The 25,281-nt window shown below is 64.5% G+C and carries 20 protein-coding genes; 9 read left to right on the top strand and 11 right to left on the bottom strand.

The genetic code is table 11. The features are described 5' to 3' along the window. The first annotated feature begins 161 nt into the window (after positions 1-161). Positions 162-914, top strand: coding sequence for a transporter substrate-binding domain-containing protein (locus tag QMB55_RS07400; RefSeq protein WP_497588042.1), 753 nt, complete (start codon positions 162-164; stop codon positions 912-914). Between the two features lie 119 nt (positions 915-1,033). On the opposite strand, the gene QMB55_RS07395 is transcribed toward QMB55_RS07400, so the two are convergent. The 4 genes from QMB55_RS07395 to QMB55_RS07380 are packed head-to-tail and all read right to left on the bottom strand — an operon-like array spanning position 1,034 to position 5,682. Next, positions 1,034-3,361 carry an ATP-binding protein gene (locus QMB55_RS07395; protein ID WP_497588041.1) on the bottom strand — a complete coding sequence of 776 codons (2,328 nt, stop codon included), beginning with the start codon at positions 3,359-3,361 and terminating at the stop codon, positions 1,034-1,036. A gap of 46 nt (positions 3,362-3,407) precedes the next feature. Next, positions 3,408-4,703: an ATP-binding protein gene (locus tag QMB55_RS07390; RefSeq protein ID WP_497588040.1), complete on the bottom strand. Its 1,296-nt coding sequence runs from the start codon at positions 4,701-4,703 to the stop codon at positions 3,408-3,410. Next, on the bottom strand, positions 4,703-5,317 hold the full coding sequence (locus tag QMB55_RS07385; protein ID WP_497588039.1) for a hypothetical protein: 615 nt from the start codon (positions 5,315-5,317) through the stop codon (positions 4,703-4,705). Before QMB55_RS07385 ends, QMB55_RS07390 begins: the two co-directional genes overlap by 1 nt. Next, positions 5,314-5,682 carry a response regulator gene (locus QMB55_RS07380; RefSeq protein ID WP_497588038.1) on the bottom strand — a complete coding sequence of 123 codons (369 nt, stop codon included), beginning with the start codon at positions 5,680-5,682 and terminating at the stop codon, positions 5,314-5,316. The genes QMB55_RS07385 and QMB55_RS07380 overlap by 4 nt, the downstream gene beginning before the upstream one ends. A gap of 292 nt (positions 5,683-5,974) precedes the next feature. On the opposite strand from QMB55_RS07380, the gene nosR reads away from it, so the two are divergent. From nosR to QMB55_RS07365, 3 genes are read left to right on the top strand one after another with little or no spacing between them, the layout of a single operon-like run. Next, positions 5,975-7,294, top strand: coding sequence for a response regulator c-di-GMP phosphodiesterase, NosR family (nosR, locus tag QMB55_RS07375; protein ID WP_497588037.1), 1,320 nt, complete (start codon positions 5,975-5,977; stop codon positions 7,292-7,294). After that, on the top strand, positions 7,291-7,869 hold the full coding sequence (locus tag QMB55_RS07370; RefSeq protein ID WP_497588036.1) for a response regulator: 579 nt from the start codon (positions 7,291-7,293) through the stop codon (positions 7,867-7,869). The genes nosR and QMB55_RS07370 overlap by 4 nt, the downstream gene beginning before the upstream one ends. A 56-nt stretch (positions 7,870-7,925) precedes the next feature. Next, positions 7,926-10,382, top strand: coding sequence for an EAL domain-containing protein (locus QMB55_RS07365; RefSeq protein ID WP_497588035.1), 2,457 nt, complete (start codon positions 7,926-7,928; stop codon positions 10,380-10,382). A gap of 18 nt (positions 10,383-10,400) precedes the next feature. Here the strand turns inward: QMB55_RS07365 and QMB55_RS07360 are convergent, their stop codons facing one another. The 7 genes from QMB55_RS07360 to upp all read right to left on the bottom strand — a co-directional run bounded on the left by QMB55_RS07360 (position 10,401) and on the right by upp (position 18,111). Further along, complete coding sequence (locus tag QMB55_RS07360; protein ID WP_497588034.1) at positions 10,401-11,678, bottom strand: hypothetical protein; 1,278 nt, start codon at positions 11,676-11,678, stop codon at positions 10,401-10,403. Next, positions 11,675-13,621, bottom strand: coding sequence for a DNA repair helicase YoaA (gene yoaA / locus QMB55_RS07355; RefSeq protein WP_497588033.1), 1,947 nt, complete (start codon positions 13,619-13,621; stop codon positions 11,675-11,677). The genes QMB55_RS07360 and yoaA overlap by 4 nt, the downstream gene beginning before the upstream one ends. Positions 13,622-13,691: 70 nt before the next feature. Further along, positions 13,692-14,468, bottom strand: a complete 777-nt coding sequence (locus tag QMB55_RS07350) for an amino acid ABC transporter ATP-binding protein (protein ID WP_497588032.1) — start codon at positions 14,466-14,468, stop codon at positions 13,692-13,694. Then, complete coding sequence (locus QMB55_RS07345) at positions 14,449-15,102, bottom strand: amino acid ABC transporter permease (protein ID WP_497588031.1); 654 nt, start codon at positions 15,100-15,102, stop codon at positions 14,449-14,451. Before QMB55_RS07345 ends, QMB55_RS07350 begins: the two co-directional genes overlap by 20 nt. Before the next feature lie 238 nt (positions 15,103-15,340). Beyond that, positions 15,341-16,156, bottom strand: coding sequence for an amino acid ABC transporter substrate-binding protein (locus QMB55_RS07340; protein WP_497588030.1), 816 nt, complete (start codon positions 16,154-16,156; stop codon positions 15,341-15,343). Positions 16,157-16,197: 41 nt separating this feature from the next. Further along, complete coding sequence (locus tag QMB55_RS07335; protein ID WP_497588029.1) at positions 16,198-17,427, bottom strand: uracil-xanthine permease family protein; 1,230 nt, start codon at positions 17,425-17,427, stop codon at positions 16,198-16,200. Between the two features lie 57 nt (positions 17,428-17,484). After that, positions 17,485-18,111, bottom strand: a complete 627-nt coding sequence (gene upp / locus QMB55_RS07330) for a uracil phosphoribosyltransferase (protein WP_497588028.1) — start codon at positions 18,109-18,111, stop codon at positions 17,485-17,487. Positions 18,112-18,301: 190 nt separating this feature from the next. Between upp and QMB55_RS07325 the strand changes: the two genes are divergently transcribed. From QMB55_RS07325 to QMB55_RS07305, 5 genes are all read left to right on the top strand, one after another. Beyond that, positions 18,302-19,915: a methyl-accepting chemotaxis protein gene (locus tag QMB55_RS07325; protein ID WP_497588027.1), complete on the top strand. Its 1,614-nt coding sequence runs from the start codon at positions 18,302-18,304 to the stop codon at positions 19,913-19,915. A 182-nt stretch (positions 19,916-20,097) separates the two neighbouring features. Beyond that, positions 20,098-21,786, top strand: coding sequence for a methyl-accepting chemotaxis protein (locus QMB55_RS07320; protein WP_497588026.1), 1,689 nt, complete (start codon positions 20,098-20,100; stop codon positions 21,784-21,786). A gap of 48 nt (positions 21,787-21,834) precedes the next feature. Next, positions 21,835-22,290, top strand: coding sequence for a peroxiredoxin (locus tag QMB55_RS07315; protein WP_497588025.1), 456 nt, complete (start codon positions 21,835-21,837; stop codon positions 22,288-22,290). 27 nt (positions 22,291-22,317) lie between these two features. Continuing rightward, positions 22,318-23,751 (top strand): PhoH family protein, encoded by a 1,434-nt coding sequence (locus QMB55_RS07310; RefSeq protein ID WP_497588024.1) that lies wholly within the window; start codon positions 22,318-22,320, stop codon positions 23,749-23,751. Between the two features lie 179 nt (positions 23,752-23,930). Further along, complete coding sequence (locus tag QMB55_RS07305) at positions 23,931-25,127, top strand: transglutaminase-like domain-containing protein (RefSeq protein WP_497588023.1); 1,197 nt, start codon at positions 23,931-23,933, stop codon at positions 25,125-25,127. The last annotated feature ends 154 nt before the right edge of the window (positions 25,128-25,281 follow it).

Raw genomic sequence — 25,281 nt, 5'->3', positions numbered from 1 at the left:
CGGCGATTTCAAGGGCGCCATCGCCCCCGGCGGAAAAGCCACGACGAAACCGATTACGATGGCAGACGTCTACCTTCAGAGCGGCCCGCCCCTGGCGGGCCATCGCCCTGGAAACTTTCACGCCCGACGAACCGATGCTCGATCTCGAAACTGTCCGCAGGATGTCCGCTCGAACCGGTTTTATTGGTCGCCTTGTCCACGGCCTGCTTGGCCTCGGAACACTCCTGCTGCTGAGCGCCGCGTCCGCCGGCGAGGAAAAGGCGCTGGTCGCAGGTCTGGCCATCGGTTTCCCGCCCTACCAGTATCAGGACACCAACGGGCAGCCAGCGGGAATCGACTACGAGGTCGCCCGGCGCGTTTTCAGTCGCCTCGAGCTCAAGGTCAGTTTCCACCAGGCCCCCTGGAACGACCTGCTGGGGGCCATGCGCTTTTCCAACGGCCCGGACCTGCTCATCGGCACCGAGATCAACGCCGAGCGTCGCAAGTTCTTCGCGTTTTCCAAGCCCTACTACTCACGTCACATCGCGATCTTCGTCCTGGCACAGGGGCCGATCCGCGAAATGGAGGACCTTCGCGGCAAGTTCGTCGCCAGCGACCGTCAATCCTTCGTCGAACGCGACCTCAACCGCGATCGGGAACGCCTCCGGCTCATGCCGACGGTGTCCAAGGAAGAATCGTTCAGGAAACTGATGCGCAATGAGGTGGTGGCAGTCATCGCCCCGCTCGAAGTCGGCTACGCCTTGGCCAAGTCACTCCGTTTTCCGGTAAGGACCATCGGCAAGGACGACCCGGGTTCACCGGTGGCTTTCGCCGTGCGCAAGGAGAATGCCGCCCTGCTGCCGGCGATCAACACGGCGCTGGAAGCGCTCAAGGCCAGCGGGGAGATCGAGCGCATTTTCGCGGCCTACCGCTGACCTCCGGCACCGCAAACAGCGGGGCATTGGCACTTGGAAAGCGACATTTTCGCTCCCCGGCACTTGCGAAAGCCCGCACCGCGTCCCGGTTCAAACGTTCGGCGTGGCCGTGCCGCGCTTCAGGAGGCCGCGCCACCGGGCGACGAAACGCTCACGTCCGGCACAGTCTCGGAAAGCTCCGCCAGTCCGTCCTGCCGACGTTTCGGGAGAATCACCCGGAAGGTGCTGCCTTCGCCAACCCGGCTTTCGACCTCGATCCGACCGCCGTGCTTCTGCACAATGCCGTAAGACAAGGACAGGCCGAGTCCGGTCCCGCTGCCGACCGGCTTGGTGGTGTAGAACGGATCGAAAATGCGCTGCAGGTTCTCCGACGGAATGCCACAGCCGGTGTCACTCACCTCGATGCGAACGTCGTTTTCCGTCTCGTTCGTGCGCACCGTGATCCGTCCCCGTTCACGGATCGAATGCGCGGCATTGACCAGCAGGTTCATGAACACCTGATTGAGCTGTGACGGAATGCACTCGACTTCCGGAATGCCGGCGTACTCGCGAACCACGTCAGCCTTGTATTTGAGTTCGTTCCAAGCCACGTTGATCGTGCTTTCGAGGCCCTTCTCGATGTTCGCGGTCGTCCATTCCGCATTGCCAATGCGCGAGAAGTCCTTGAGGTCCTGGACGATCTGCTTGACGCGCTGCAAGCCGTCCATCGACTCGACGTAAAGCTTGCCCAGATCCTCGCGCAGGTAGTCGATGTCGATGCGCTGCTTGACCTGTCCAAGCGCGTCCTTCTGCTCCGCCGTCAATTGCGCCTCGCAACGCTCGTAAGCATCGAGCAGGCTGAAGAGGTCTTCGAAATACGTTTTCAGCACCCCGAGGTTCGAATTCACGAAGCCCACCGGGTTGTTGATCTCGTGCGCCACGCCGGCCGCGAGCTGCCCCAGGGAGGCCATCTTCTCGGATTGCAGCAGCTGCATCTGCGCATCCTCGAATTTTCGGATCAGCGCCTTGTTCTGCTCCTTCTCGGCCACCAGGATCGAGTTCATCGCCAGCAGATCGGCGGTACGCGCCTCGACCCGGCGCTCCAGATCGCGGTTGAGGCGGTTGAGTTCGCCTTGCGTGGTCTTGAGCACGGTAATGTCCTGCGCCAATCCGACGAAGCGGATGTTGCGCCCCGCGTCGTCGCGCACCGGGAAACCGCGCCCCCAGATCCAGCGCAGCGTGCCATCCGGCCGCTGAATGCGGTATTCGTGCTCGAAGCCTTCGCTCGTCTCGTCGATCTGCAAGTCGGACAGCACCGCCGCACGGTCTTCATCGACCGCATGGGTGGCGAGCATGGACAGTTCCGGCGTGGCTTCGGCGATCTCGACCCCCCAGATCTTCTCGTAAGACGGACTGATATAGACCGCGCCAGCGTTCTGCAAGTCGACCGACCAGACCACACTGTCGATCGTCTCTGCAATCAGGCGGAAGCGGGCCTCGCTGGCCCGCATCTCCTCGTCGAAATGGCGCTGGCGCGCGTGCACTTCAGCTTCGCGATGGACGCGCGAGACGAACAGCGCAAAAACCATCAGCATCAGCAAACTGGTGCCCGATGCGGCAACAAGAAACGTCGCCTGGCTCCGCCGATAGTTGGCCTCGATCGTTTCGATGGCCTGCCCGACATACACGGTATAGGGGTAGTCGCCGACCTTCTGGTAGTTGTATAAGCGCTCGACGCCGTCGATCATGCTGGCCCGCCGGTATTCGCCGCTGGCGGGGTCTTTCGGATCGAGCCCGGGCGTATTGGCCAGCGACACACCCGCCGCTTTGTCCAGGCCCGAGGAGCGGCTCATGGTCTGCCCGTCGAAGCGCACCAGCGAAATGGCGCTTCCTTCTCCGAGCTGCACGGCCTGGTAGTCGCGCACCAGCGCCGGCGGAGGAATCGAGGCGACGACCACGCCGGCGAAATTACCCTGCGCATCGATCACCGGCCGACTGAACTGGATCGTCCATTGCTTCGAAACCCGACCGAGCACCGGCGAGCTGATGTAGGCCTCGTCGGAGGAGCGCCGCATATGGACACGGATGTGCGGCCGGTCAGACAAGTCGACCTTGGACCACCCGGTGATCGAACTGAACACCATCATCCCGTCTTTTTCCGTCACGGCGACCTGAAGGATCGACAAACGATCGAGGAACTCCTGATGCCGGCGCACGACCTCCGGAAACGTGTCCCGATTGCGCGCCCATTCCTGCGCAAAATAACGCACCAGAAGGTCGATCGAGTGCAAGGCGCCGGCTTCGTTCTCGGCGATCACCCGCGCCAGGTTGGTGCTGTCCAGCCTGGCACTCTCGTAAGTGCGCGACAGTTCCTTGTGCAGCAGCATCCAGGTCACGCCCCACAGCAGTGCCAATGCCGTCAGCAAAAGCGCCGTACCGGTTCGGATGCTGGTCGCCAATGGTTTCACGTTCAGCCTCTTTTCGAGTGATCTGCGCGTATCCGGAAAGCCCCGTTCACAGCCCGCCCTCCCGCTGGACCGGCAAGGTCATGCGGAAGCGCGTGCCGCGCCCCACTTCGCTTTGCACTTCGAGCAGACCGCCGTGCCGCTGGACGATGCCGTAGGCCAAGGACAGACCGAGCCCGGTGCCCTTGCCCACCGGCTTGGTGGTGAAAAACGGCTCGAAGATGCGCGCCAGGTGTTCGGCGCGAATGCCCTCGCCGCTATCTTCGATCTCGACCCACACCGTCTTCTCGCCCCTGCCGGTACGCAGGTGTATCGTGCCGTGTTCGGCAATGGCCTGCCCGGCGTTGACGATGATGTTCATGAAGACCTGGTTGATCTGCGAGGCGATGCATTCCACCTCGGGAATCCCGGCGTACTCGCGCACCACCTCGCACTTGTACTTGAGCTCGTTCCAAACGATGCTGAGCGTGCTCTCCAGGCCCTGTTCGAGGTTGGCCCAGTGCCATTCCGCGGTATCGACGCGCGAGAAATCCTTCAAGTTGTCGACGATCGCCTTGACCCGACGCGCGCCTTCGAGCGACTCGTCGATCAGGTTGACGATGTCCTCGCGCAGGAAGTCGAGGTCGATCGACTGTTTGATCGCGCGCACCGTATCGAGCGCAGCCGCATCGCTCGCCCCCGCCGGCTCCAGGCGCTCGTATGCGTCGATCAGGCCGAGCAGTTCGACGGCCTGTTTCTTCAATGTTCCGAGGTTGGAGTTGATGAAGGCGATCGGATTGTTGATCTCGTGCGCGACGCCGGCCGCCAACTGACCGACCGAAGCCATTTTCTCCGACTGCAAAAGCTGCCCCTGAGCGTCCTCGAGCTTGTGGATCAACTCCTTCTGGGTCGTTTTTTCCTGCTCCAGTTCGACGATTGCCGCATTCAGCCGTCCCTGGAACATCGCCGTGTCGGTGAAATCGATGAGCGTGACGCAGACGAACTCGACCTCGCCAGCGGCATCCTTGAGCGGCAACAGGATGCAGCTCTGGCGCATGGCATCGACGCCCCCGGTGATGGGTCGGTTGTGGTCGAAACGAAAAACGTAAGGCCGCTGCTCCCAGGAGGTGAACGCGTAATTCTTGAGGACGAAGACGCTTTCGATCTTGCGTGAAAGCCATTGGCGCGGCAGGTCGGGAAAGCAGTCGAACAGGTTGCGGCCGATGACCTCATCGGCGGCGTGCCCGCTGTGGGTGGCCATGAACGAATTCCACAGCACCACGTTGCACCCCTTGTCGAGCGCGAAAATACCGACCTCGATGCGATCGACGATGAAGGGCAGCAGGCGTTCGAGACTCGCGCTCATCAATAGGCCTCGAGGAACTGGTCGAGCCGTTTGGCCAGCACGGCGATCTCCTCGGCCGGCATCAGCACCACCAGGTGGCTGGAGAAACTCCGTTTTTCCAGGGTGAAGCAGATTTCCAGAAACAGGGCCCGACCCGCGCCGAGATCGCCCCTCTGCACCAGATTCTCGGGCTTGACATCGACCCCCATCAGGGAAGGCGCCGAGAATCCGATTTCCGCCTCGAGCGTGCGAGCCACGCTGCCCAGGCACGCCCCGACCAGGATGTTGGCCACATCGAGAAGCAGCTCATGTTGCTCGACCGCATCGCTCGAATCGTAGCCCATCAGTTCGGCCAGCTCGGAAACGTTGCTGTCGGCAAAGACGACCACCACCTCGCCCCGCAGTTGCCCATGGAAAGCCTGGCGCACGGCGTCCACCGGCGCGCTGCCGACCACCCGGGCGAGAAGACCGGGAATGCTCGTGCGTTCGACATGGGCAATCTTCGGTATCGAGAGGCGGACGAATTCGCCCCAGATTTTGGCGATCGAGGCCCCGGCCTGCCCCATGCCGATGTTGGCGATTTCCTGCAGCGCATTGCGCTGGTCGACGCTCAGTTCGCTGTCCGGCGCGCTCATACAATCACCCCGTAGGTGCGCAAAACGTCCGAGAGCCCATCGGCGGTCACGGGCTTCTGGATGAAGGCGATGGCGCCGAGCGACTTGACCCTGGCCTTGGCTTGCTCCTGCACGTCGGCCGAAACCACGATGACGAGGCAGTTGAGGTCCTCGCTGCGCAAGGTCTCGAGCACTTGGTAGCCGTCCATGTCGGGCATCGTCAGGTCGAGGAACATCACGTCGACCTTGCCGGCGCGATAATGCTCAAGGGCCTCGATCCCGTTCTGGGCCTGGGCAATTTCGACGTCCCACGCCGGGGGCAAGGCGCGGATCAGCATCTTCCGCGCGATCGGCGAATCGTCGACGACAAGAATGGAAACCGACATAGCTTCGTCCTCTCACGAAGCGCCCGCGACCGTACGTTCAGCGACGCATTTGATCCGCGTCGGACACGGGAGCGGCGCTCGCACCGCTCGCCCGGAACCGCAAGCGCAGGTCTAGCTTATGACAAAACTCCTGCGCTCCAGACTCCGTAGTTACCGCCAGCCAGCGAGTAATTTCCGCCATTGTGCGCGGCGCCGCGAAGCCTATCATCGACCCTGCATGGGAAGCGTTCACCGTCTCCTGCGGACACCTGCAACGCAAATGTCATCGATTGGACAACGCACAGATCCAGCCATGAACAATCCTGCCGAAGTTCCCGTCCTCCTTCTCGTCGATGACGAGCCGGCGATCCTCTCCGCGCTGCGTCGACTCCTGCGCCCCGAGGGTTACACCCTCCATCTCGCGGAAAGCGGGCGCGCCGGCCTTGAGTTGCTTGAACGCGAAAAGGTCGATCTGGTTATTTCCGACATGCGCATGCCCGAGATGGACGGCGCCCAGTTCCTCGAACAAGTCCGCCTGCGCTGGCCCGAAATCACCCGTTTGCTGCTCACCGGCTACGCCGACATTTCCTCGACGATCGACGCGATCAACCGCGGCGAGATTTACCGCTACATCTCGAAACCCTGGGTCGACAGCGACCTGATGCTGATCATCCGCGGGGCGCTCGAAAGCGCCAGGCTACGCAACGAAAACCAGCGCCTGCTCGAACTGACGCAACGACAAAACGCCGAGCTCACCGAACTCAACGCCTCGCTCGAAGACAAGGTCAAGCAAAGGACCCAGGAGATCGAGCAGATCAACGATTTCCTCAACCTCGCCAACGAGCAGCTCAAGCAGAACTTCCTGACCTCGATCAAGGTGTTCTCCAACCTCATGGAACTGCGCGGCGGCGCGGTCGGCGGGCATTCGCGCCGGGTCGCCGACCTGGTGCTGAAACTGGCTCAGGCCATGGCGCTGACCGAACGCCTGCAACAAGACGCCTATCAGGCGGCGCTTCTGCATGACATCGGCAAAATCGGCTTCTCCGATGCCCTGCTCGCGATCCCGGTTTCGGTGATGAGCAGCGAGGAAATGCGCCTCTACCGCCGCCATGTTTCCACCGGTGTCGAAGCGCTGATGCCGCTCGAGGACATGAAGGAAACGGCGCACCTGATCCGCGCCCACCACGAACGCTTCGACGGGCACGGCTTCCCCGATGGGCTGACGGGCGAGGCGATTCCGATCGGCGCGCGCATCCTTACGGTGGTCAACGACTACGACGCGCTGCAGATCGGCACCATCGCCGAGAAGAAGCACACCCCGGCCGAGGCGCAGGGCATCCTGGTCCAGATGAGCGGCACCCGCTACGATCCGGCGGTGGTCGACGCCTTCATCAAGCTGCTTGGCGAAATCCGCCAGGGCAGCGAGAACGAACGTCTCGTGCCCTACCTCGAACTGCGCTCCGGCATGGTCCTCTCGCGCGACCTGCTCAGCCGCGACGGCGTTCTTCTCCTCGCCGAAGGCTACGTCCTCAATCCGGTCGTGCTCAAACAACTGCAGGACTATGCGGAGCGCGAAACGACGGCGCAGGAAATCTACATCCAGCGCAAACCCGGGCCACGCCAAGAGCGATGAACCGACTGCTCATCGTCGACGACGAAATCGCCGTGCTCAACGCGCTGCGCCGTCTGCTCACGCGGGTACCCTGCACCGTAGGCGGCAAGAACTATCCGCTCGTCATCGACACGCAGGACGATCCGTTCGCAGCCCTCGAACAGGCGCGCCACACGGCGTACGACCTGGTGCTCTCCGACTACCGCATGCCCGGCATGAACGGGGTTGAATTCCTTTCCGCCTTCCGTCAGTTGCAACCGGACGCCGAGCGTCTGATCCTCTCCGGCTACGCCGACCTCAACGCCTTGATCGAGGCGATCAACGCGGCCGGCATCCGGCGGTTCATCGCCAAACCCTGGAAGGATTACGAACTGATCGCCGCGATCGGCCAGTCGCTCGCACTGCGGGCTGCCGCAGTCGAAAACCAGTCCCTGGCCGACGAGATGCGCCTCGCCCGGGGGACACTGACGGCGGAAGACCTGGAGCGGCGGCGCCTTGAGGCGGAAGAACCCGGAATCACGCACGTGAACTGGGGACCGGACGGATCCGTACTGCTCGATGAATCGCTTCTCGATCCCCGCCAAAAAACCGATTGACGCCGATTGTCCCTGATCGACCCCGATTGACTCCTTTTGAGCCCCGCCCCCGAGCGATGAGTCCATCTCCCCTGCTCCTGCCGACCGACCCGGTCAACGGCTTCGTCCTGCACCTCGACGCACAAGGCCGCATCCTCAGCCTCAATCCCTCCGGTGCCCGCAGCCTGGGATACGCCAGCCCCGAAGACGTCCTCGGGCAGGCCTTCTCGACGCTGCAGGCACAAGACGATCCCGGCACGCGAACGGAACCGGGTACGAACGCCTGCGCCTCATCGTGTGCCTCGCCCCGCTATGGCGCACTGCGCCGACGCGACGGCAGCCGGATCGACGTGGGCTGGAGCATCAACCCGGCCCCGAACGACGGGCGCATCCTGATCGGCGTCAGGATCAACGGTGACGAGTCGCTGGCGGAACAGAGCCAGACGAGGATGTTCCAGACCGTGGTCGAGCATTATCACGGCAGCATCGTCATTACCGATGCCGAGCGGCGCATCCTTTACGTCAATCCCTCGGTCTCGCAGATGACGGGCTACACGGAGGACGAACTCCTCGGCGAAACGCCGGCGATCTTCAACTCCGGCGACACGCCGCGCGAGACCTTCGAGGAGATGTGGCGCACCTTGAATCAGGGCGAAATCTGGCGCGGGCACTTCGTCAACCGGCGCAAGGACGGCTCGATCTTCGTCGAAAACAAAATGATCTCGGCCATCAGCGACGACGAGGGAAAGGTTCAGTATTACCTGTCGATCGGCGAGGATTTCAGCCAGCACCACCACTACCGCCAGCGGGTCGAAAACCTGCTCACCTTCGACGAGCAGACCGGGCTGCCGAACCGCAGCGCCTTCCTGCGCGAAGTCGCCGATGCCATCGTCCGCGGCCGCGACAACGACACCCTGCTCACCATTCTCTACGTCGACATCGAACACCTGTCCGCGGCCAGTCTGATGCTCGGCCCTCAGGGAATCGATTTCATCATCGGCGAAATCGCCTTGCGTCTGCGCGCCATCCTCCGCCATGAGGATGTACTTGGCCGCGTTTCGCACGACAAGTTCGCGATTCTGCTCCAGCAGCGACAGTCGGTGTTCGAGGTCAAGGCCGACGAGATCGCAACCCGCGTCCTCTGCGTGCTCAACGGCCAGTTCAGCACCGACGCCGGCAAGACCTCGCTCAGTGCCTCGATCGGCATCGCCACGCATCCGAGCGACGGGCAAAGCGCCAGCGAAATCTTCGAGACGGCGGTCACCGCCGCCGAACAGGCCCGCGCCGAAGGCGGCGACCGTTATTGCATCTACACGCCGGGAACACGCCATCAGGCAACCTCGCGCCTCGAACTGCTCGACGAACTCCGGCACGCGCTCGAGCGAAACGAATTCATCCTCTATTACCAGCCGCAGCTGAGCCTGTTCTCGGGCGAGATCATCGGCCTCGAAGCGCTCATCCGCTGGCAGCACCCGACGCGCGGCCTGGTGCTGCCCGGCACCTTCATCCCCGTCGCCGAGCACACCGGGCTGATCGTCCAGATCGGCGAATGGGTGATCCGCAGCACCTGCGCCCAGATGCGCGCCTGGCTCGACGCCGGGCTGCCGGCGCTCAAGGTCTCGCTCAACCTCGCGGCCCGCCACTTCCTCGATCCCGCCCTGCACCAGCAGCTTGAACATGCGCTGTCTGCCCACGGGCTGAGCGCCCGCCATCTCGAACTCGAGATCACCGAGGGCACGATGATGCAGGACATCGCCGCCGCCGTGCGCTGCACCACGCGACTCAAGGAAATCGGCGTGCGCATCGTGCTCGACGACTTCGGCACCGGCTATTCCTCGCTCGCCTACCTGTCGCGCTTTCCGGTCGACGCGGTCAAGCTCGAGCATTCCTTCGTCCAGGACATCACCACCAACCCGACCAACGCCGCCATCGCCCAGGCCACCATCGCCATGGCGCATAAACTCGGCAAACTGGTCATCGCCGAAGGCATCGAGACGGAAGAGCAGATGCGCTACCTGCGCCGTTGCGACTGCGACGAAATGCAGGGCTATTTCTTCGCCCGGCCGCAGCCGGCGGAGGAAATCACCCGCATGATGCAGGCCGGAACCCGGTTGTCCGTCCTCGACCCGAACGCGCCGGAAAAAACCAAGACCGTGCTCTTCGTCGACGACGAGGCCAACATCATCTCCTCGATCAAGCGCACGCTGCGACGCGAAGGCTATCAGGTCCTGACCGCCAACAGCGCCGCTGAAGGCCTCAGCCTGCTGGCCAAGCAGCAGGTGCATGTCATCGTCTCCGACCAGCGCATGCCCGAGATGAACGGCACGGAATTCCTCTCCCGGGTCAAAACCATGCACCCCAAGACCATCCGCATGGTGTTGTCAGGCTATTCGGAGCTGTCGGCCGTGACCGACGCGATCAACAAGGGCGCGGTCTACCGCTTCATGCTCAAGCCCTGGGAGGATGACCGGCTCAAGCAGGAGATCAACGAGGCCCTGCGGCAGTGGGAAGAGCTCTACGGCAGCAAGGAATAAGCTCGCCCCCGCCCGGAACTAGGCGACCGGGAATACCGCCGCAAAACCGCCGCCGGGCGTGCGGAAGTTGGTCGTCTGCCCCTGGTAGAGGCGCGCCGAGACAAGCTGCACGGCGCCGTCGTAGGCGTAGTTGCGCACGTCCACCTTGAGCGCGCGCTCAACGCCGTCGACCGGCAGCCAGCGCTCGGACGGCGGCACCAGCGCCTGTGCCACATAACCGCCCTGCGCAATGGCCGCGAACACCCCCTTGGTGAGCTTGTCGCCGCGATAAGCGGCCTTGCTCCCGTAGCCAGCGCTCGGCTTGAAGAACCAATGGCGACGCTCGGCCCAGAAGGTCTCAGCGGTGTCGGGCGTCACCTCGATGGTGCGTGGCACGCAGGCGGCGATCCGTGCGCGGTCGTCTTCGCTGACGCCGATCTCGGCCAGCCAGGCGTCATCGCCAAGCAGGACGAGGTTGCGCTTGTCGGCGTAGAGCGCGTGCGCGCGCGGGTGCGGGGTCACGACGACGGCATCGGCCAGATACGCGGCACGGAGCGCAGCGCTGGCCGGCGCGTCGAGGCCAAAATCGGTGAGCCGGTTATAGACGAGGTCGACACTCTGGCCGCGAACAGCGAGGCGTTCGCCGTCGTAGGTCAGTTCATCCGGATCGACGATCAGGGCCTCGATCCCGACCTGCGCGAACAGCTCGGCGAAGAGGCGGAATTCGGGCCACAGGAACTGCCCCGCGGGCGCCTCGTCGACGATGGCCACGCGCTGGAGCGGCCGCTCACCGCGCGAACGCCGCCATTCCTCGCGGAACATCGCGAGGAAGGCCGCCTCGACCGCGCCGGGCGCGGGAATGGCGCCGACGCCTTCGGCGACGCCGCAGCAGCTGGCCTGCGCATGCAGCAACTTGGCGCACAGGAGGCCGCCGCCAGCGTTGGTGTTGATCTCGATCAGGCGTGGTCCGTCCGGGCCGAGGTGGAAGTCGTAGCCGAGGAAAACGCCGGCCGCGAGCGGCGCGTGGCCGGCACTCGCGGGGGCCCGGGCAAGGACGCGCGCCTGCCAGCCCGGCAGCCGCACGACGCGGTGCATGGCCGCCGCCAGCCCGGCCATCGCGTCGAGATGCGCCTGAGCGACGTAGAGCGCGCGCCCGGAAAAGAGGTTCGGACGTTCGGCGAGCCAGGCTTCGGCCACGCCCTCCTCGGTGGCCAACGCATGCAGCAGGCGCGCCCGGTCGACGTTGTGGCAGGCACAGCCGCGGTTCAGGGCATCGGCTGCGGCGCGACCGCCATCAGCCATTGATGGGCGCGTCACGCGCTGCGCTCCGGCAGGGTTTCGCCGGCCAGGAAGGCCAGCACCTCGGCGAGTTCGCGCGTGCGCCGCATCGGCGGCAGACTTTGCCAGACGCGCCGGCCGTAGGGCTTTCCGGTCAGGCGCGGGTCGCAGATCATCAGCACGCCGCGATCGGTTTCAGCGCGGATCAAGCGCCCCGCGCCCTGCTTGACGTTGATCACCGCGCGCGGCAACTGGTAGTTCATGAAGGCGTTGAGGCCTTCCTTCTTCATCTTTTCGATGCGCGCCGAAAGCACCGGATCGTCGGGCGGCGCGAAAGGCAGCTTGTCGATGACCACCAAGGACAGCGCTTCACCGCGCACGTCGACGCCTTCCCAAAAGCTCTGGCTGCCGACGAGGATGGCGTTGCCGAGGCGGCGGAAGCGTTCCAGCAGTTCGCCCTTGCCCGCCTCGCCCTGCACCAGCAGCGGCAGCTCCAGGCCGGCGCGTTCGAGCGTCTCGGTGAGCAGTTCGTGCGTGCGGCGCATCGCGCGCAACGAGGTGCAAAGGAAGAACGCGCGCCCACCGCTCGCCTGCACCGCCGGGAAGGCGGCCTTGACCACGGCTTCGGTGTAGGCGTGGCTGTTCGGGTCGGGCAGCCCGGTCGGGGCGTAGAGCACGGCCTGCGCGCCGTAGTCGAAGGGACTGTCCCAGCACGCCGTCTCGGCGTCGTAGAGCCCCATCTCGGCGCAGTAGTGGGTGAAGCTGCGCTGCACGGCGAGCGTCGCCGAAGTGAAGATCCAGGCGCGCGGATGCCCGCCCATCTGCTTTTGCATGATGCCGGAGATGACGAGCGGCGTGGCGTTGAGGTGCAGCGCGTGGGTGTAGGTTTCGCCCCAGCGGACCGAATCGGGCGCCGCGTCCTCGCGCCAGCGGCGGAAGCGGATCACCAGTTCGGCGGCGCGCCGCCAGCAGTTTTCCAGACCTTCGGAACGCGCGGCCTGGGTTTCGAGCAGCGCGGTGAACACTTCAAGCTCGCGCAAGAGGCCGACCAGCGCGTTGTCGAACCCGCCGCGCTCGTCGAGCTGGGCGAACGAGAAGCGCGCCGGCTCGACCGGAAGCGTCAGGCGCAGGTCCTTCGCCGCTTTCTCGACGCTGGCGCAGAGCTTGGGCAGGTCGAGACAGTCGCGGGCGCTGACGATGCCTTCGGTGCGTGCATCGTGGGTGAGGTCGAGCACCTGTGCGGTCGAGACGTTTTCGCCGAAGAACAGGCTCGCGGTTTCGGGGAGCTGGTGCGCTTCGTCGAAGATCACCGCGTTGCAGGCGGGCAGGAGTTCGGCCGTGCCTTCGTCGCGAAGCATGACGTCGGCAAAAAAGAGGTGGTGATTGACGACCACCACGTCGGCGGCCATCGCGTCCCGCCGCGCGGCGAGGACGAAGCAATCCTGGTAATACGGGCAATCCTGGCCGAGGCAGTTGTCGCGCGTCGAGGTGACCATCGGCCACACCGCCGAATTTTCCGGCACGCCGGCGCATTCGGCCTTGTCGCCGGTGCGCGTGATTTTGGCGAAGCGTCCGATGCGCTGCGAATGCACGATGTCCTCGCGCGTCAGGAAGCGGCCTTCGTCGAGCGTGCGTTCGAGGTGGTAGTGGCAGAGGTAGTTGGCGCGCCCCTTGAGCAGCGCGATCTTGACCGGCACGCCGAGCACGTCGCGCACGGCCGGAAGGTCGCGCCCGAAGAGCTGGTCCTGCAGGGTCTTGGTGCCGGTCGAGACGATGACCTTACCGCCCGAGAGTAAAGCCGGGACAAGGTAGGCGAAGGTCTTGCCGGTGCCCGTGCCGGCCTCGGCGACGAGCACCTTGTTGCCCTTGAGCGCGGCGGCGATGCGTTCGGCCATCTCCAGCTGCTGCGCACGCAGGCGGTAACCCGGAATGCTGCGCGAGAGCAGTCCGTCAGCGGAGAAGACTTCGGCGAGCGTCGGCATGGCGGGAATTTGCGTTCTAGCCGGTCTGGGAGCGCCTGTGGATGCGCCCTCCAGCCCGGCTACGGGCCGCTTACAGCATGTTCTCCAGGAAGGCGCGGGTGCGCGGATGTTCGGGCGCAGCGAAGAATTCGCGCGAGGGCCGCGACTCGAGGATTTCGCCACCGTCCATGAACACCACGCGGCTCGCCGCTTCGCGGGCGAACCCCATTTCGTGCGTGACGACGATCATGGTCATGTGCTCGTCGGCGAGCTCGCGCATGGTGCGCAGCACTTCGCCGGTGAGTTCGGGATCGAGCGCCGAGGTCGGCTCGTCGAAGAGCATGATGTCCGGCTCCATCGCCAGTGCACGGGCAATCGCCACGCGTTGTTTCTGCCCGCCCGAGAGGCGCGAGGGGTAGGCGTCGCGCTTTTCCAGCAACCCGACCTTGCGCAGCAGTTCCTCGGCCTTGGGAATGATCGCGTCGCGCTTGATGCCCTTGACGGTCATCGGCGCTTCGATGATGTTCTGCAGCACGGTCATGTGCGGGAACAGGTTGAAATGCTGGAAGACCATGCCCATGCGCCCGCACAGGCGGCGCACGTCGGCGTCGGGCAGGTAGTGGCAATGCCCGCTGGCGTCGGTCTTCACCAGCGTTTCGCCTTCGATGTCGATCTGGCCACGGTCGATGGTTTCGAGATGGTTCAGGCAGCGCAGGAAGGTGCTCTTGCCCGAACCCGACGGCCCGATGATGGCCACCGTCTCGCCCTTGTCGAGCGAGAGCGAGACGCCGCGCAGCACCTCAACGTGCCCGAAGCGCTTGTGGATGTCGTGCGCGCGCAGCATCGGCTCATTCGTCATAGACGGCATATTTCTTTTCCATCCGCTGGAAGATGTAGGTCAGCACCAGCGTCATGATCAGGTAGAAGGCGGCGGCGACGACGAAGGGCGTGGTCGAGAAGTCGCGCTGGACGATGCCGCGCGCCGCGCGCAGGAGGTCGTTCATGGCCAGCACGTAGATCAGCGAGGTGTCTTTCACCAGGGTGATCGTCTCGTTGCTGACCGGCGGCAGGATGCGCTTGATCACCTGCGGCAGGACGATGCGCCGCATGGTCTGCGGATAGGTCATGCCCAGCACGCGTGCCGCCTCGTACTGGCCGCGCCCGATCGACTGGATGCCGGCGCGGAAGATCTCGGCGAAATAGGCCGCGTAGTTAAGCACGAAGGCGACGATGGCGGCCGGGAAATCGGGCAGCTTGATGCCGATCACCGGCACGAAGGGCAGCGCGAAGTAGATGAACAGCATCTGCAGCATCAAGGGCGTGCCGCGCATCAGCCAGATGTAGCCGTTCACCGCGCCGCTCACCACGCCGAAGCGCGAGATGCGCAACAGCGCCAGCACCAGGCCGAGCGGCATCGACAACACCAGGGTGATGGCGAAGACCTGCAGGGTGACCCCGGTCCCCTCGATGAGGTGGGGCAGAATTTGTAAGACGTAGTCCATGCGTTAGTGTGCCTCGGGTCGGGTGCACCGGCCGTAGCCCTTGCGGGGTGCGGCGCCGGCGGCGCACGATCGGCGAACACCCAAGGCCCCTCGCATGGCCATCCCCGGTGTGCGCTGCATCTCCCCGATACTCCCTGTTGTTCTGGTGCCCGAACCGTCGGTTACGAAGGCAACGCCCCGGTCCGGAATTCCGGCCGGGGCGTCCCGTGCAACGTCTTGAACGATCAGGGCGTTTCGCTTACGGCTTGATGATGTCCTTGCCGAACCACTTGGTCGAGATCGCGGCGGCCGAACCGTCCTTCTTCATCTCGTCCATCACCTTCTCGATCTTGGCCATCAGCTCGGTATCTTCCTTGCGGGTGCCGATGCCGTAGTCTTCGGTGCCGAAGTGCTGCTCAAGCACGCGGTACTCGCCCGGCTTCTTGGCCGTGTAGTAGCGGCCGACGACTTCATCGACCACCAGCGCGTCCAGACGGCCCGCCGAGAGGTCCATCAGCGCGGTCACGTTGTCGCCGAACTTCTTCAGCTCCTTGAGCGACTTGGCCGTGGCTTCGTCCTTCTGCACCGCCTCGATGGCGCTGCTGCCGTCCTGCACGCCGACGACCTTGCCGGCGAGCCCGGCCTTGTCCTTGATCTCGGCCTTCTCGGTGACCACGATGATCTGGCGGTTCTCAAGGTAAGGCTTGGTGAACAGGATGTTGGCCTTGCGCTGCTCGGTGATCGTCAGGCCGTTCCACAGCACGTCGACGCGCTTGCCCGAAAGCTCGGCTTCCTTGGCGCTCCAGTCGATGGCCTTGAACTTGACCTCGAGGCCCAGACGCTTGCCGGCCTCCTTGGCCAGGTCGATGTCGAAGCCAACGAGTTCGTTCTTGTCGTCGCGGAAGCCCATGGGCGGGAAGTGATCGTCCAGACCGACCGTGATCGCCGCCGGCACGGCAGCGACCGGGGCCGGTGCGGGCGCGGGCTTGGGTGCCGGCGCCGGTTCCTGCTTGCTGCAGGCGGCGATGAACACCCCGGCGACAAGCGCCAGCAGGAGAGCCGAGATTTTTTTCATTGTTCTTCCTTTCAGTACGGGTTGGACAACCCGGACCCAGACTAGCTGTGTTCGGGCTCGCGCGGCAAAACCAGATTGAGCAGGACGGCCAGCACGCCACACAGGCTGATGCCGTGCAGCGAGAAACTGCCAATGGTAACACCAAGCCCGCCAATACCGGTAACCAGCGTCACCGAAACGATGCAAAGATTGCGCGCATTGGACAGTTCGACGCGACCGTCCATGATCGTTTTAAGACCGATCCCTGCGATCGAGCCGAAGAGCAGAACCATGATGCCGCCCATCACCGGCAGCGGGATGGTCTGCAGGACGGCGCCGAACTTGCCGACGAAGGCCATCAGGATGGCAAAGCACGCCGCCCAGGTCATGACCACCGGGTTGAAGTTCTTGGTCAGCATCACCGCGCCGGTCACTTCGCCGTAGGTGGTGACCGGGGGGCCGCCGAACAGGCCGACGACGTTGACCGCCAGACCGTCGCCGAACAGCGTGCGGTGCAGGCCGGGCGACTCGGTGTAGTCCTTGCCGGTGACCGAGCCGATGGCCAGGACGCCGCCGACGTGCTCGACGATCGGGGCGATCGCGACCGGAATCATGAACAGGATCGCGGCCATGTTGAATTCGGGCTTGCCGAACTCGGGGATGGCGATCCACGCGGCGTTGGTGACCTTGGAGAAATCGACGATGCCCATGAAGATCGAGACGACGTAACCGACCGCAACGCCGACCAGGATCGGCACCAGCTTGAGCAGGCCGCGCGCACGGATCGCCGTCAGCATCGTGGCGAGGAGCGAGATCGCGGCGATGGAAATCGCCGTTTCGTACGGGATGACCTGCGCATCGCCGGCCTTACCGGTGGCCATGCCGACCGCGACCTGCGCAAGCCCGAGACCGATCACCATCACCACCGGGCCGATGACCACCGGCGGCAGCAGGCGATGGATGAACTCGACACCGCGCCACTTCACGAGGGCCGCCGCGACGTAGTAGAAGAAGCTCGCGGCAGCCAGCGCGCCGAGCGTCGCCGGCATGCCCCAGGTCTGCACCGAGTAGATCACCGGCGCGATGAAGGCAAAGCTCGAACCGAGGTAGATCGGCACCTGACGCTTGGTGCAGAACTGGAAGATCAGGGTGCCGATGCCGGCGCCGAGCAGCGCCAGACTGGGGTTGAGGCCGGTCAGAAGCGGCACGAGGACGGTCGCGCCGAAGGCGACGAACAGGATTTGCGCGCCGGAGAGGGCGGTGCGCCAAACGGGTTCGGTGGCAGTGTTCATGGTTCTCCTTGTAGAAAGACTGGCTAAAAAAAAGAGCCCGGAGGCTCTTTTTCCCGCTTACTTGGTTCCGAAAATCTTATCGCCCGCATCTCCGAGGCCGGGCATGATGTAACCCACCTCGTTGAGCCGGTCGTCGACCGCCGCGGTGTACACGTCGACGTCGGGATGCGCGTCCTGCATGGCCTTGATGCCTTCCGGCGCGGCAACCAGAACCAGAGCGCGCACGTGCTTGCAGCCGTTGCGCTTGAGCATGTCGACGGTGGCAATCAAGGAGCCGCCGGTGGCGAGCATCGGATCGACGATCAGCGCCATGCGCTCGTCGAGCTGGCCGACGAAGCGCTCAAAATACGGCTCGGGCGCCAGCGTCTCGTGGTTGCGGGCGATGCCGACCACGCTCACCTTGGCGCTGGGAATCAGGTCGAGCACGCCATCGAGCATGCCCAGGCCGGCGCGCAGGATGGGCACCACGGTGACCTTCTTACCCTTGATCTGGTCGATCTCGACCGGACCGGCCCAGCCCTGGATGGTGCAGCGCTCGAGCTCGAAGTCGCGGCAGGCTTCGTACGTGAGCAGGCGCGCCAGCTCGGCGGTCAGTTCACGGAATTTTTTGGTGCTGATATCGACCTCGCGCAACAGGCCGATTTTGTGCTTGACGAGTGGATGACGAACCTCGACGACAGGCATGACGCTCTCCGCTGATGTGAATTCTGGCTAAACCGGAAAATTATAACCTCAAAGCCTTCGTAATGCACGAACTTTCCCTTTCGAGAAAGGAAATGCTCGAATTCGCGCTTTCGATATGACGATTGCACAGGCAGGCGATATACTCGAAGTTTTTTGCACGCGCCGTGCCCCACTGGAGACTTGAGAAGCAATGTCAATCGCGCAACGCCTGACGGTACTCATCGCCACCTCGATCGCCATCCTGTTCCTGCTCTCCGGCACCATGTACACCGAGATGCGCAAAGTGTACGAAACCACCAACTACGCCAACACCAACAGCATCCCCAGCCTGCAGCTCCTCAACGACGCCAACACCCAGTTTCTGCGGCTGCGCAGCGACATCTACGGACACGTCATCACCAATGATCCGCGCGCCAAGATCGAGCTCGAAAAAACCGCGACTAATCGCTTCAAGGAAATCGGCACCCTCTTCGGAAAATACGAAAAACTGATCTCGGACGAGAAAGACCGACAACTGGCCAAAGAGCTCGTGACCGCACTCAGCACCTACCAGCACGACCTCGAAGTCGTCCTCGCCGCCTCGCGTGACTACCGCACCGAGGATGCGATGCGCGAAATCGAGACCGCACGCCAGGTCGGAGAAAAACTGAGCGCGCTTTTCGACAAGCTGATGGATCTCAACGAGGAAACGGGGCGCGAACACGCCGCAAGCGCGGCCAGCGAAATCAAGCGCGCCACACTGATCAACGTTGCCCTGCTGGCCGCTGCCATTGCCGTCTCGCTGATCATCGGGATCGGGATCACGCGCAGCGTCACGCGCCGGGTCCTGGCCGCCAACACCCTCGCCGGACGCATCGCAGCGGGCGACCTGAGCCACGCCGAAACGGCGGAGGCCAAAGGGCGCGACGAGCTGGCGCAACTGCTGCAATCGCTCGAACGGATGCGCCAGGACCTCGCCCAGACGATCACTGCCGTGGCGGGCAACGCCGAGCGCGTGGTCGACTCCGCCAGCCAACTCGCGGGCACGGCGCAGCAAGTCACGCAAAGTACCGAAGGACAAACTGCGGCCACCGCCTCGGCCGCCGCTGCGGTGGAAGAAATGACAGTCAGCATTGACCACATTGGCAGCAGCGCCCACGATGCCAACAGCCAGGCCGCCAACGCCGGCACCCTGGCAGTGCAGAGCGGCAAGAGCGTGGACGACGCGACGCGGCAAATCTCCAAGGTCGCCGCGCAGGTCGAGGACACCGCCAAGACGATGCAGGCGCTCGCCGAACAGGTGCAACAGATCGGCAACATCACCACGGTCATCCGCGAAGTCGCGGAACAGACCAACCTCCTCGCGCTCAACGCCGCCATCGAGGCCGCGCGCGCCGGCGAACAGGGCCGCGGCTTCGCCGTCGTCGCCGACGAAGTACGCAAGCTCGCCGAACGCACCACGACCTCGGTGCAAGAGATCAGCGCCGTCGTCACCGCCATCCAGAACGGCGCCGCGACCGCGGTCGACAGCATGCAGACCAGCCGCGGCGTGGTCGGCGCGGTCGTGGTCAGCGCCAATCAAGCCAGCACCTCGATGCAAAACATCCTCAGCACCTCGGAAACCGTGCGCCATTCGATCGAAGCGATTTCCGATGCCTTGCGCGAACAAAAGACCACCTCGACCGACCTCGCCCGCAACGTCGAATCGATCGCCCAGCTGTCGGAGGAGAACGCCCAGGCGGTGGACTCGGTCGCCGACACGGCCAAGCAACTGGTTACGCTGGCCGACGAACTCAAACAGAGCATCGCCCGCTTCCGCCTCTAGAACGTCCAAAACCGCGCCTTAAGCGGAACCTCCCCGCCCGCCGCTCCGGGCGGGGAATGAACCACAAAAAAAGCCTTCCAAAACACGCCGAAAGTTATACGCCAAGGGCATTCCCGGGCTTGGCAAGCACGCCCCGCCAAGGTATGGTTTGAGGACCTCTGCCGACACTTGGACCGCACGCCATGACCATCGCTCAAAGGCTGATCGTGTTGATCGCCAGCACCACGCTGTGCCTGCTTTTGCTCTCCGGTCTCGCCTACCTGCAGATGGACAAGGTCTACCGGGCGGCCAACTACGGTAACGAAGACACCGTGCCGAGCATGCTCACGCTCGACCGCGCCGCGACGGCCTTTTACCGCCTGCAGCACTGGATGCTGACGCACGCGGTCAGCCACGACGCCAAGAAAAAGGTCGATATCGACAAACGCATCGAGCAAGAAACCGCCCGGGTCGAACAGGAACTCAAGAACTACGCCGAACTCGTCAGCGACGACGAGGATCGCCGCCTGCTCGCCGAAAATCAGCGCCTCTTTACCGAGTTCAAGGACGTCGTGGCCGCAGTCGTCGCGCTGTCCTGGGATTACGAACAGGAAAACGCCATTCTCAAGGTTGCCGAGAAGCAGCCGCTCGCCGACGCCCTCTCCGGCCAGTTCGCCAAGCACAAGCTCCACAACGAAGCGCTCGGCAAACGCGAGGCCGAAGCCGCCGCAGCCACCAAGCGCCAGGCCGCCTTCGTCTCGCTCGCCCTGCTCGCCGCCGCGGTCGCCGTCTCGCTGGCCATCGGCATCGGCACCATGCGCCGGCTTACGGCCCGCATCGCCCAAGCCAACCGGCTCGCGGCCCAGGTCGCCGGCGGCGATCTGCGCGCCATGCAGGATGCGGCCCCGCGCGGCGGCGACGAAATCGGCCGGCTGATGGATTCACTCGAACGCATGCGCGCCGACCTGGCGCAGACGATCGCCGAGGTCGCCACCCACGCCGGCGAAGTCGACGACGCCACCACCCAGCTTTCGGACTCCGCGCAACGCGTCGCCCAAAGCACCGAAGGCCAGACGGCGGCCACCGCCTCGGCGGCCGCCGCGGTCGAGGAAATGACGGTCAGCATCGACCACATTGCCTCGAGCGCACAGGACGCCAACCAGCAAGCCCGCGACGCCGGCCTGCGCGCCGAGGACAGTGGCCAGGCGGTGGCGACCGCAGCGGCCCAGGTCGAACGCGTCGCCGGGCACGTGGAAACCACCTCCGGACAGATGGGACGGCTCTCCGAGCAAGTGCGGCAGATCGGGCGCATCACCACCGTCATCCGCGAAGTCGCCGAGCAGACCAACCTCCTCGCGCTCAACGCCGCCATCGAAGCCGCGCGCGCCGGCGAACAAGGCCGCGGCTTCGCCGTCGTCGCCGACGAGGTGCGCAAGCTCGCCAACGCACCACGACCTCGGTGCAAGAGATCAGCGTCGTCGTCACCGCCATCCAGAACGGCGCCAACGAAGTGGCCGGCAGCATGCAGGCCAGTCACGACGAAGTCGGCACGGTCGTCAACACCGCCGGCCAGGCCAGCGATTCGATGCGGGAAATCCGCAAGGCCTCGGAAACCGTGCGCCATTCGATCGAAGCCATTTCCGACGCCCTGCGCGAGCAGAAATCGACCTCCACCGACCTCGCCCGCAATGTCGAGTCGATCGCCCGCCTCTCCGACGACAATGCCCACGCCGTCGACGCGGTCGCCGACACCGCACGCCGCCTGGTCGACCTCTCCACGGCGCTCAAATCCAGCGTTTCCCGCTTCCGGCTCTGATCCGGCGGACGCCGGCCGCCCTCCCGAAGCCACATCCGGTGTGGCCTCGGGGCGAACCATTCGTCGCGGCGCTTGACCAACCCTGGACAACACCGCAACAATCCATCAGGAAAGGACACGAACCATGCTCGACACGCCCGTCAGCGATTTCGAACTGCCGGCGACCGGCCCCACCCCCTTCCGTCTTTCCGCGCAGCGCGGAAAAACCGTGGTCCTCTACTTCTACCCCAAAGACAGCACCCCCGGCTGCACCACCGAGGCGCAGCAATTCCGCGACCTCCACGCTGACTTTCTGGCCGCTGGCTGCGTGCTTGCGGGCGTCTCGCGCGACAGCCTGCGTTCGCATGAAAACTTCAAGACCAAGCAAGCCCTCCCCTTCGAGCTGATCAGCGACACCGACGAGACGCTTTGCCAGCGTTTCGGCGTCATCAAGGAGAAGAAGCTGTACGGCAAGCTGGTGCGCGGCATCGAGCGCAGCACCTTCGTCATCGATGCTCACGGCATCTTGCGCCGCGAATGGCGCGGCATCAAGGTTCCGGGTCATGCCCAGGGGGTTCTCGATTACGTGAGAACCCTCTGACCCTTCCATCGGCAACAGGAGATCCGCATGCTTCACAAGACGAGCACTCGCAGCAAGAGCAAGAAATCGTCCGCCCCGCACAGCAAGATCTTCGTCCTCGACACCAACGTCCTCCTGCACGACCCGACCAGCGTCTACCGTTTCGAGGAAAACGACGTCTATCTGCCGATGATGACGCTCGAAGAACTCGACAACAACAAGAAAGGGCTCTCCGAAGTCGCCCGCAACGCGCGCCAGGTGACGCGCACCCTCGACGAAATCGTCAGCAGCCACACCGAGGCCATTGGCAAGGGCATTCCCTTGGCCAGCCCGTCGCACAAGCTGGCCAGCGGGCGCCTCTTCCTGCAAACCGAAGCCATCGCCAACGACCTGCCGATCGGCATCCCGACCGCCAAGGCCGACAACCAGATCCTGGCCGTCCTCATCCACCTGCAGCGCCTCAACCCCGACCGCCCGGTCATTCTGGTGTCCAAGGACATCAACATGCGCATCAAGGCGCGCGCGCTGGGGCTCGAGGCGCAGGATTACTTCAACGACAAGGTTCTCGAAGACACCGACCTCCTGTACAGCGGTATCCGCCAGCTTCCGGCTGATTTCTGGGACAAGCACGGCCAGGGCATGGAGTCCTGGAAGCACGACAACCGCACCGCCTACCGCGTCAAAGGGCCGCTCTGCGCCAAGCTGCTGACCAACGAATTCCTGTTTCAGGACGATGCGCAGCCTCCCTTCCAGGCCGTGGTGCGCAACGTCACGGGCAAGAGCGCAGAATTCGAGACGCTGATCGACTACAGCCATCCCAAGAATGCCGTCTGGGGCATCACCGCGCGCAACCGCGAGCAGAACTTCGCCCTCAATCTGCTCATGGACCCGGAGATCGACTTCGTCACCCTGCTCGGCCAGGCCGGCACCGGAAAAACGCTGCTCACCCTCGCCGCCGCACTGACCCAGGTGCTCGACAGCCGCCGCTACACGGAAATCATCATCACCCGCGTCACCGTTCCGGTCGGCGAGGACATCGGCTTCCTGCCCGGGACCGAGGAAGAAAAGATGAGCCCCTGGATGGGCGCCCTCGAAGACAACCTCGAAGTGCTCAACAAGACCGACGAGCAGGCCGGCGAGTGGGGGCGCGCGGCCACCCACGACCTGATCCGCAACCGGATCAAGATCAAGTCGCTCAATTTCATGCGCGGACGCACCTTCCTCAACAAATTCCTGATCATCGACGAGGCGCAGAACCTCACCCCGAAGCAGATGAAGACCCTGGTCACCCGCGCCGGCCCCGGCACCAAGGTGGTTTGCATGGGCAACATCGCCCAGATCGACACCCCTTACCTCACCGAGGGCAGTTCAGGGCTCACCTACGTCGTCGACCGCTTCAAGGGCTGGGCCCATTCCGGCCACGTGACCCTGCAGCGCGGCGAGCGCTCCCGGCTCGCGGACCACGCCGCCGAAGTGCTATAATCGGCGCCACGTTAGAGCCGTGTCCCTGTTGACACGGCTCTGTCGTTTTGGCGGTTCGCCGCCCTTGGCGGGCGCTCGCCCGACCCCCGCAGCTGCATCTTTCAGGCGGCGCGAAACGTTCGGCGCCCGGATCAAGGCGCGTCGACCCGCGCCGAGTGTCAACGCATTCCGGAGCGTCGATGAAACGCCGCGACTTTCTTTCCGCCACGGCGATCCTGTCCCTGCTGGGCGCCGCCCCAGCCTTGGCGCAAACCAAGAAGGCCCAGGAAAAAGCCAAGAAGCCGAAACCCAAGCCCAAGACCAACAAGAAGCCGGCCGCAGCGGCCAGCGAGACCGACAGCACCGGCGCGCACAGCGAACCGCGCAACGCGGTCAGCCTGCCCGACGAGCCGGCGCCCAACTGGCGCGGCCACGACGTACGTTCGACGCTCACCCTCGCTCCGACGCGCGGCCCGACCCGGCTCTGGCTGCCCCTCGTCCAGTACCGTGACACGCCCTGGGCGCGCTCGCTCGGCCACCGCTGGCAGGGCAACTTCAGCCAGGCCGGCATCTACCGCGATCCGGTCGCCGACATGGAGGTGTTCTACGCCGAATGGCCCAACGGCGGCGAAGAGATGCGCCTTGAGCTGACCAGCCAGATCGCCACCCAGGATCGGCACTTCGACATCACCCGGCGCAACAACGTCGCCGAGCGCACCGAAGTCCTGCGCCGCTGCCTGCAGCCGACCGAGCAGATGCCGACCGACGGCATCGTGCATCGCACGGCCGAACGCGCCATCGGCCGCGTCAAGGACCCGCTGGCCATGGCCAAGGCCGTTTACGAATGGGTGATCGACAACACCAGCTACGACCCGCAAGCCGCCGGCATCGGCAACCAGAACATCGGACAGATGCTCGACAGCGGCCGCCTGGCCGGACGCAGCGCCGACATTTCGCTGCTCTTCGTGGCCCTTTGCCGCTCGCTGGGCATCCCGGCCCGTCCGGTCTTCGGCCTGCGGCTGGACAGCTCCCGCCTGTTCGGCAGCCTGGGCGTCACGGGCGACCTGAGCCAGGCGCAGCATTGCCGCGCCGAGTTCTACGTACCGGGTTACAGCTGGGTGGCGGTCAATCCGTCCGACGTGCGCAAGGCCATCCACGACGAACAACTGAGCCTGCAGGACCCCAAGCTGAACGTGCTCAAGAAATTGCTCTTCGGCTTTTGGGAAATGAACTGGATCGGCTACAACGCGGCCCAGGACGTCAACCTGCGCGGCCTGAACGGCGCGCCACTACCCTACCTCGCCGCGCCCAAGCTCGAAACGCCCGAAGGCCTGTTCGACCCGTCGTCCGGAACGCGTCTGAGCTACGCCGTCCGCGCCGAACGCAGCGCCGTCTAAGTCAAGGTTTTCATGGCCTCGGATCCCGATCCGAGGCCATGCCGGAAGGCAAGCGGGATGCGACCTCCAGGCCGGCTACAGGGCGCATCCAGCGGCCCTTCCAGGGGCGCACGGCGCACCCCGCGACCAAGGCAAGTGAAGCCGACGGCGCAGC

Source organism: Propionivibrio sp., assembly GCF_041441355.1.
GTDB lineage: Bacteria > Pseudomonadota > Gammaproteobacteria > Burkholderiales > Rhodocyclaceae > Propionivibrio.
Note: the sequence above shows the minus strand (reverse complement) of the source record. Positions and strands in the feature narration are given on the sequence as shown.

Coding starts and splice junctions, on each gene's coding strand:
- nosR (WP_497588037.1), top strand. CDS start 5,975: ATGAACAATCCTGCCGAAGTTCCCGTCCTCCTTCTCGTCGATGACGAG.
- QMB55_RS07305 (WP_497588023.1), top strand. CDS start 23,931: ATGAAACGCCGCGACTTTCTTTCCGCCACGGCGATCCTGTCCCTGCTG.
- QMB55_RS07400 (WP_497588042.1), top strand. CDS start 162: ATGTCCGCTCGAACCGGTTTTATTGGTCGCCTTGTCCACGGCCTGCTT.
- QMB55_RS07350 (WP_497588032.1), bottom strand. CDS start 14,468: ATGCCGTCTATGACGAATGAGCCGATGCTGCGCGCGCACGACATCCAC.
- QMB55_RS07345 (WP_497588031.1), bottom strand. CDS start 15,102: ATGGACTACGTCTTACAAATTCTGCCCCACCTCATCGAGGGGACCGGG.
- yoaA (WP_497588033.1), bottom strand. CDS start 13,621: ATGCCGACGCTCGCCGAAGTCTTCTCCGCTGACGGACTGCTCTCGCGC.
- upp (WP_497588028.1), bottom strand. CDS start 18,111: ATGCCTGTCGTCGAGGTTCGTCATCCACTCGTCAAGCACAAAATCGGC.
- QMB55_RS07325 (WP_497588027.1), top strand. CDS start 18,302: ATGTCAATCGCGCAACGCCTGACGGTACTCATCGCCACCTCGATCGCC.
- QMB55_RS07365 (WP_497588035.1), top strand. CDS start 7,926: ATGAGTCCATCTCCCCTGCTCCTGCCGACCGACCCGGTCAACGGCTTC.
- QMB55_RS07380 (WP_497588038.1), bottom strand. CDS start 5,682: ATGTCGGTTTCCATTCTTGTCGTCGACGATTCGCCGATCGCGCGGAAG.
- QMB55_RS07385 (WP_497588039.1), bottom strand. CDS start 5,317: ATGAGCGCGCCGGACAGCGAACTGAGCGTCGACCAGCGCAATGCGCTG.
- QMB55_RS07315 (WP_497588025.1), top strand. CDS start 21,835: ATGCTCGACACGCCCGTCAGCGATTTCGAACTGCCGGCGACCGGCCCC.
- QMB55_RS07390 (WP_497588040.1), bottom strand. CDS start 4,703: ATGAGCGCGAGTCTCGAACGCCTGCTGCCCTTCATCGTCGATCGCATC.
- QMB55_RS07320 (WP_497588026.1), top strand. CDS start 20,098: ATGACCATCGCTCAAAGGCTGATCGTGTTGATCGCCAGCACCACGCTG.
- QMB55_RS07370 (WP_497588036.1), top strand. CDS start 7,291: ATGAACCGACTGCTCATCGTCGACGACGAAATCGCCGTGCTCAACGCG.
- QMB55_RS07335 (WP_497588029.1), bottom strand. CDS start 17,427: ATGAACACTGCCACCGAACCCGTTTGGCGCACCGCCCTCTCCGGCGCG.
- QMB55_RS07340 (WP_497588030.1), bottom strand. CDS start 16,156: ATGAAAAAAATCTCGGCTCTCCTGCTGGCGCTTGTCGCCGGGGTGTTC.
- QMB55_RS07310 (WP_497588024.1), top strand. CDS start 22,318: ATGCTTCACAAGACGAGCACTCGCAGCAAGAGCAAGAAATCGTCCGCC.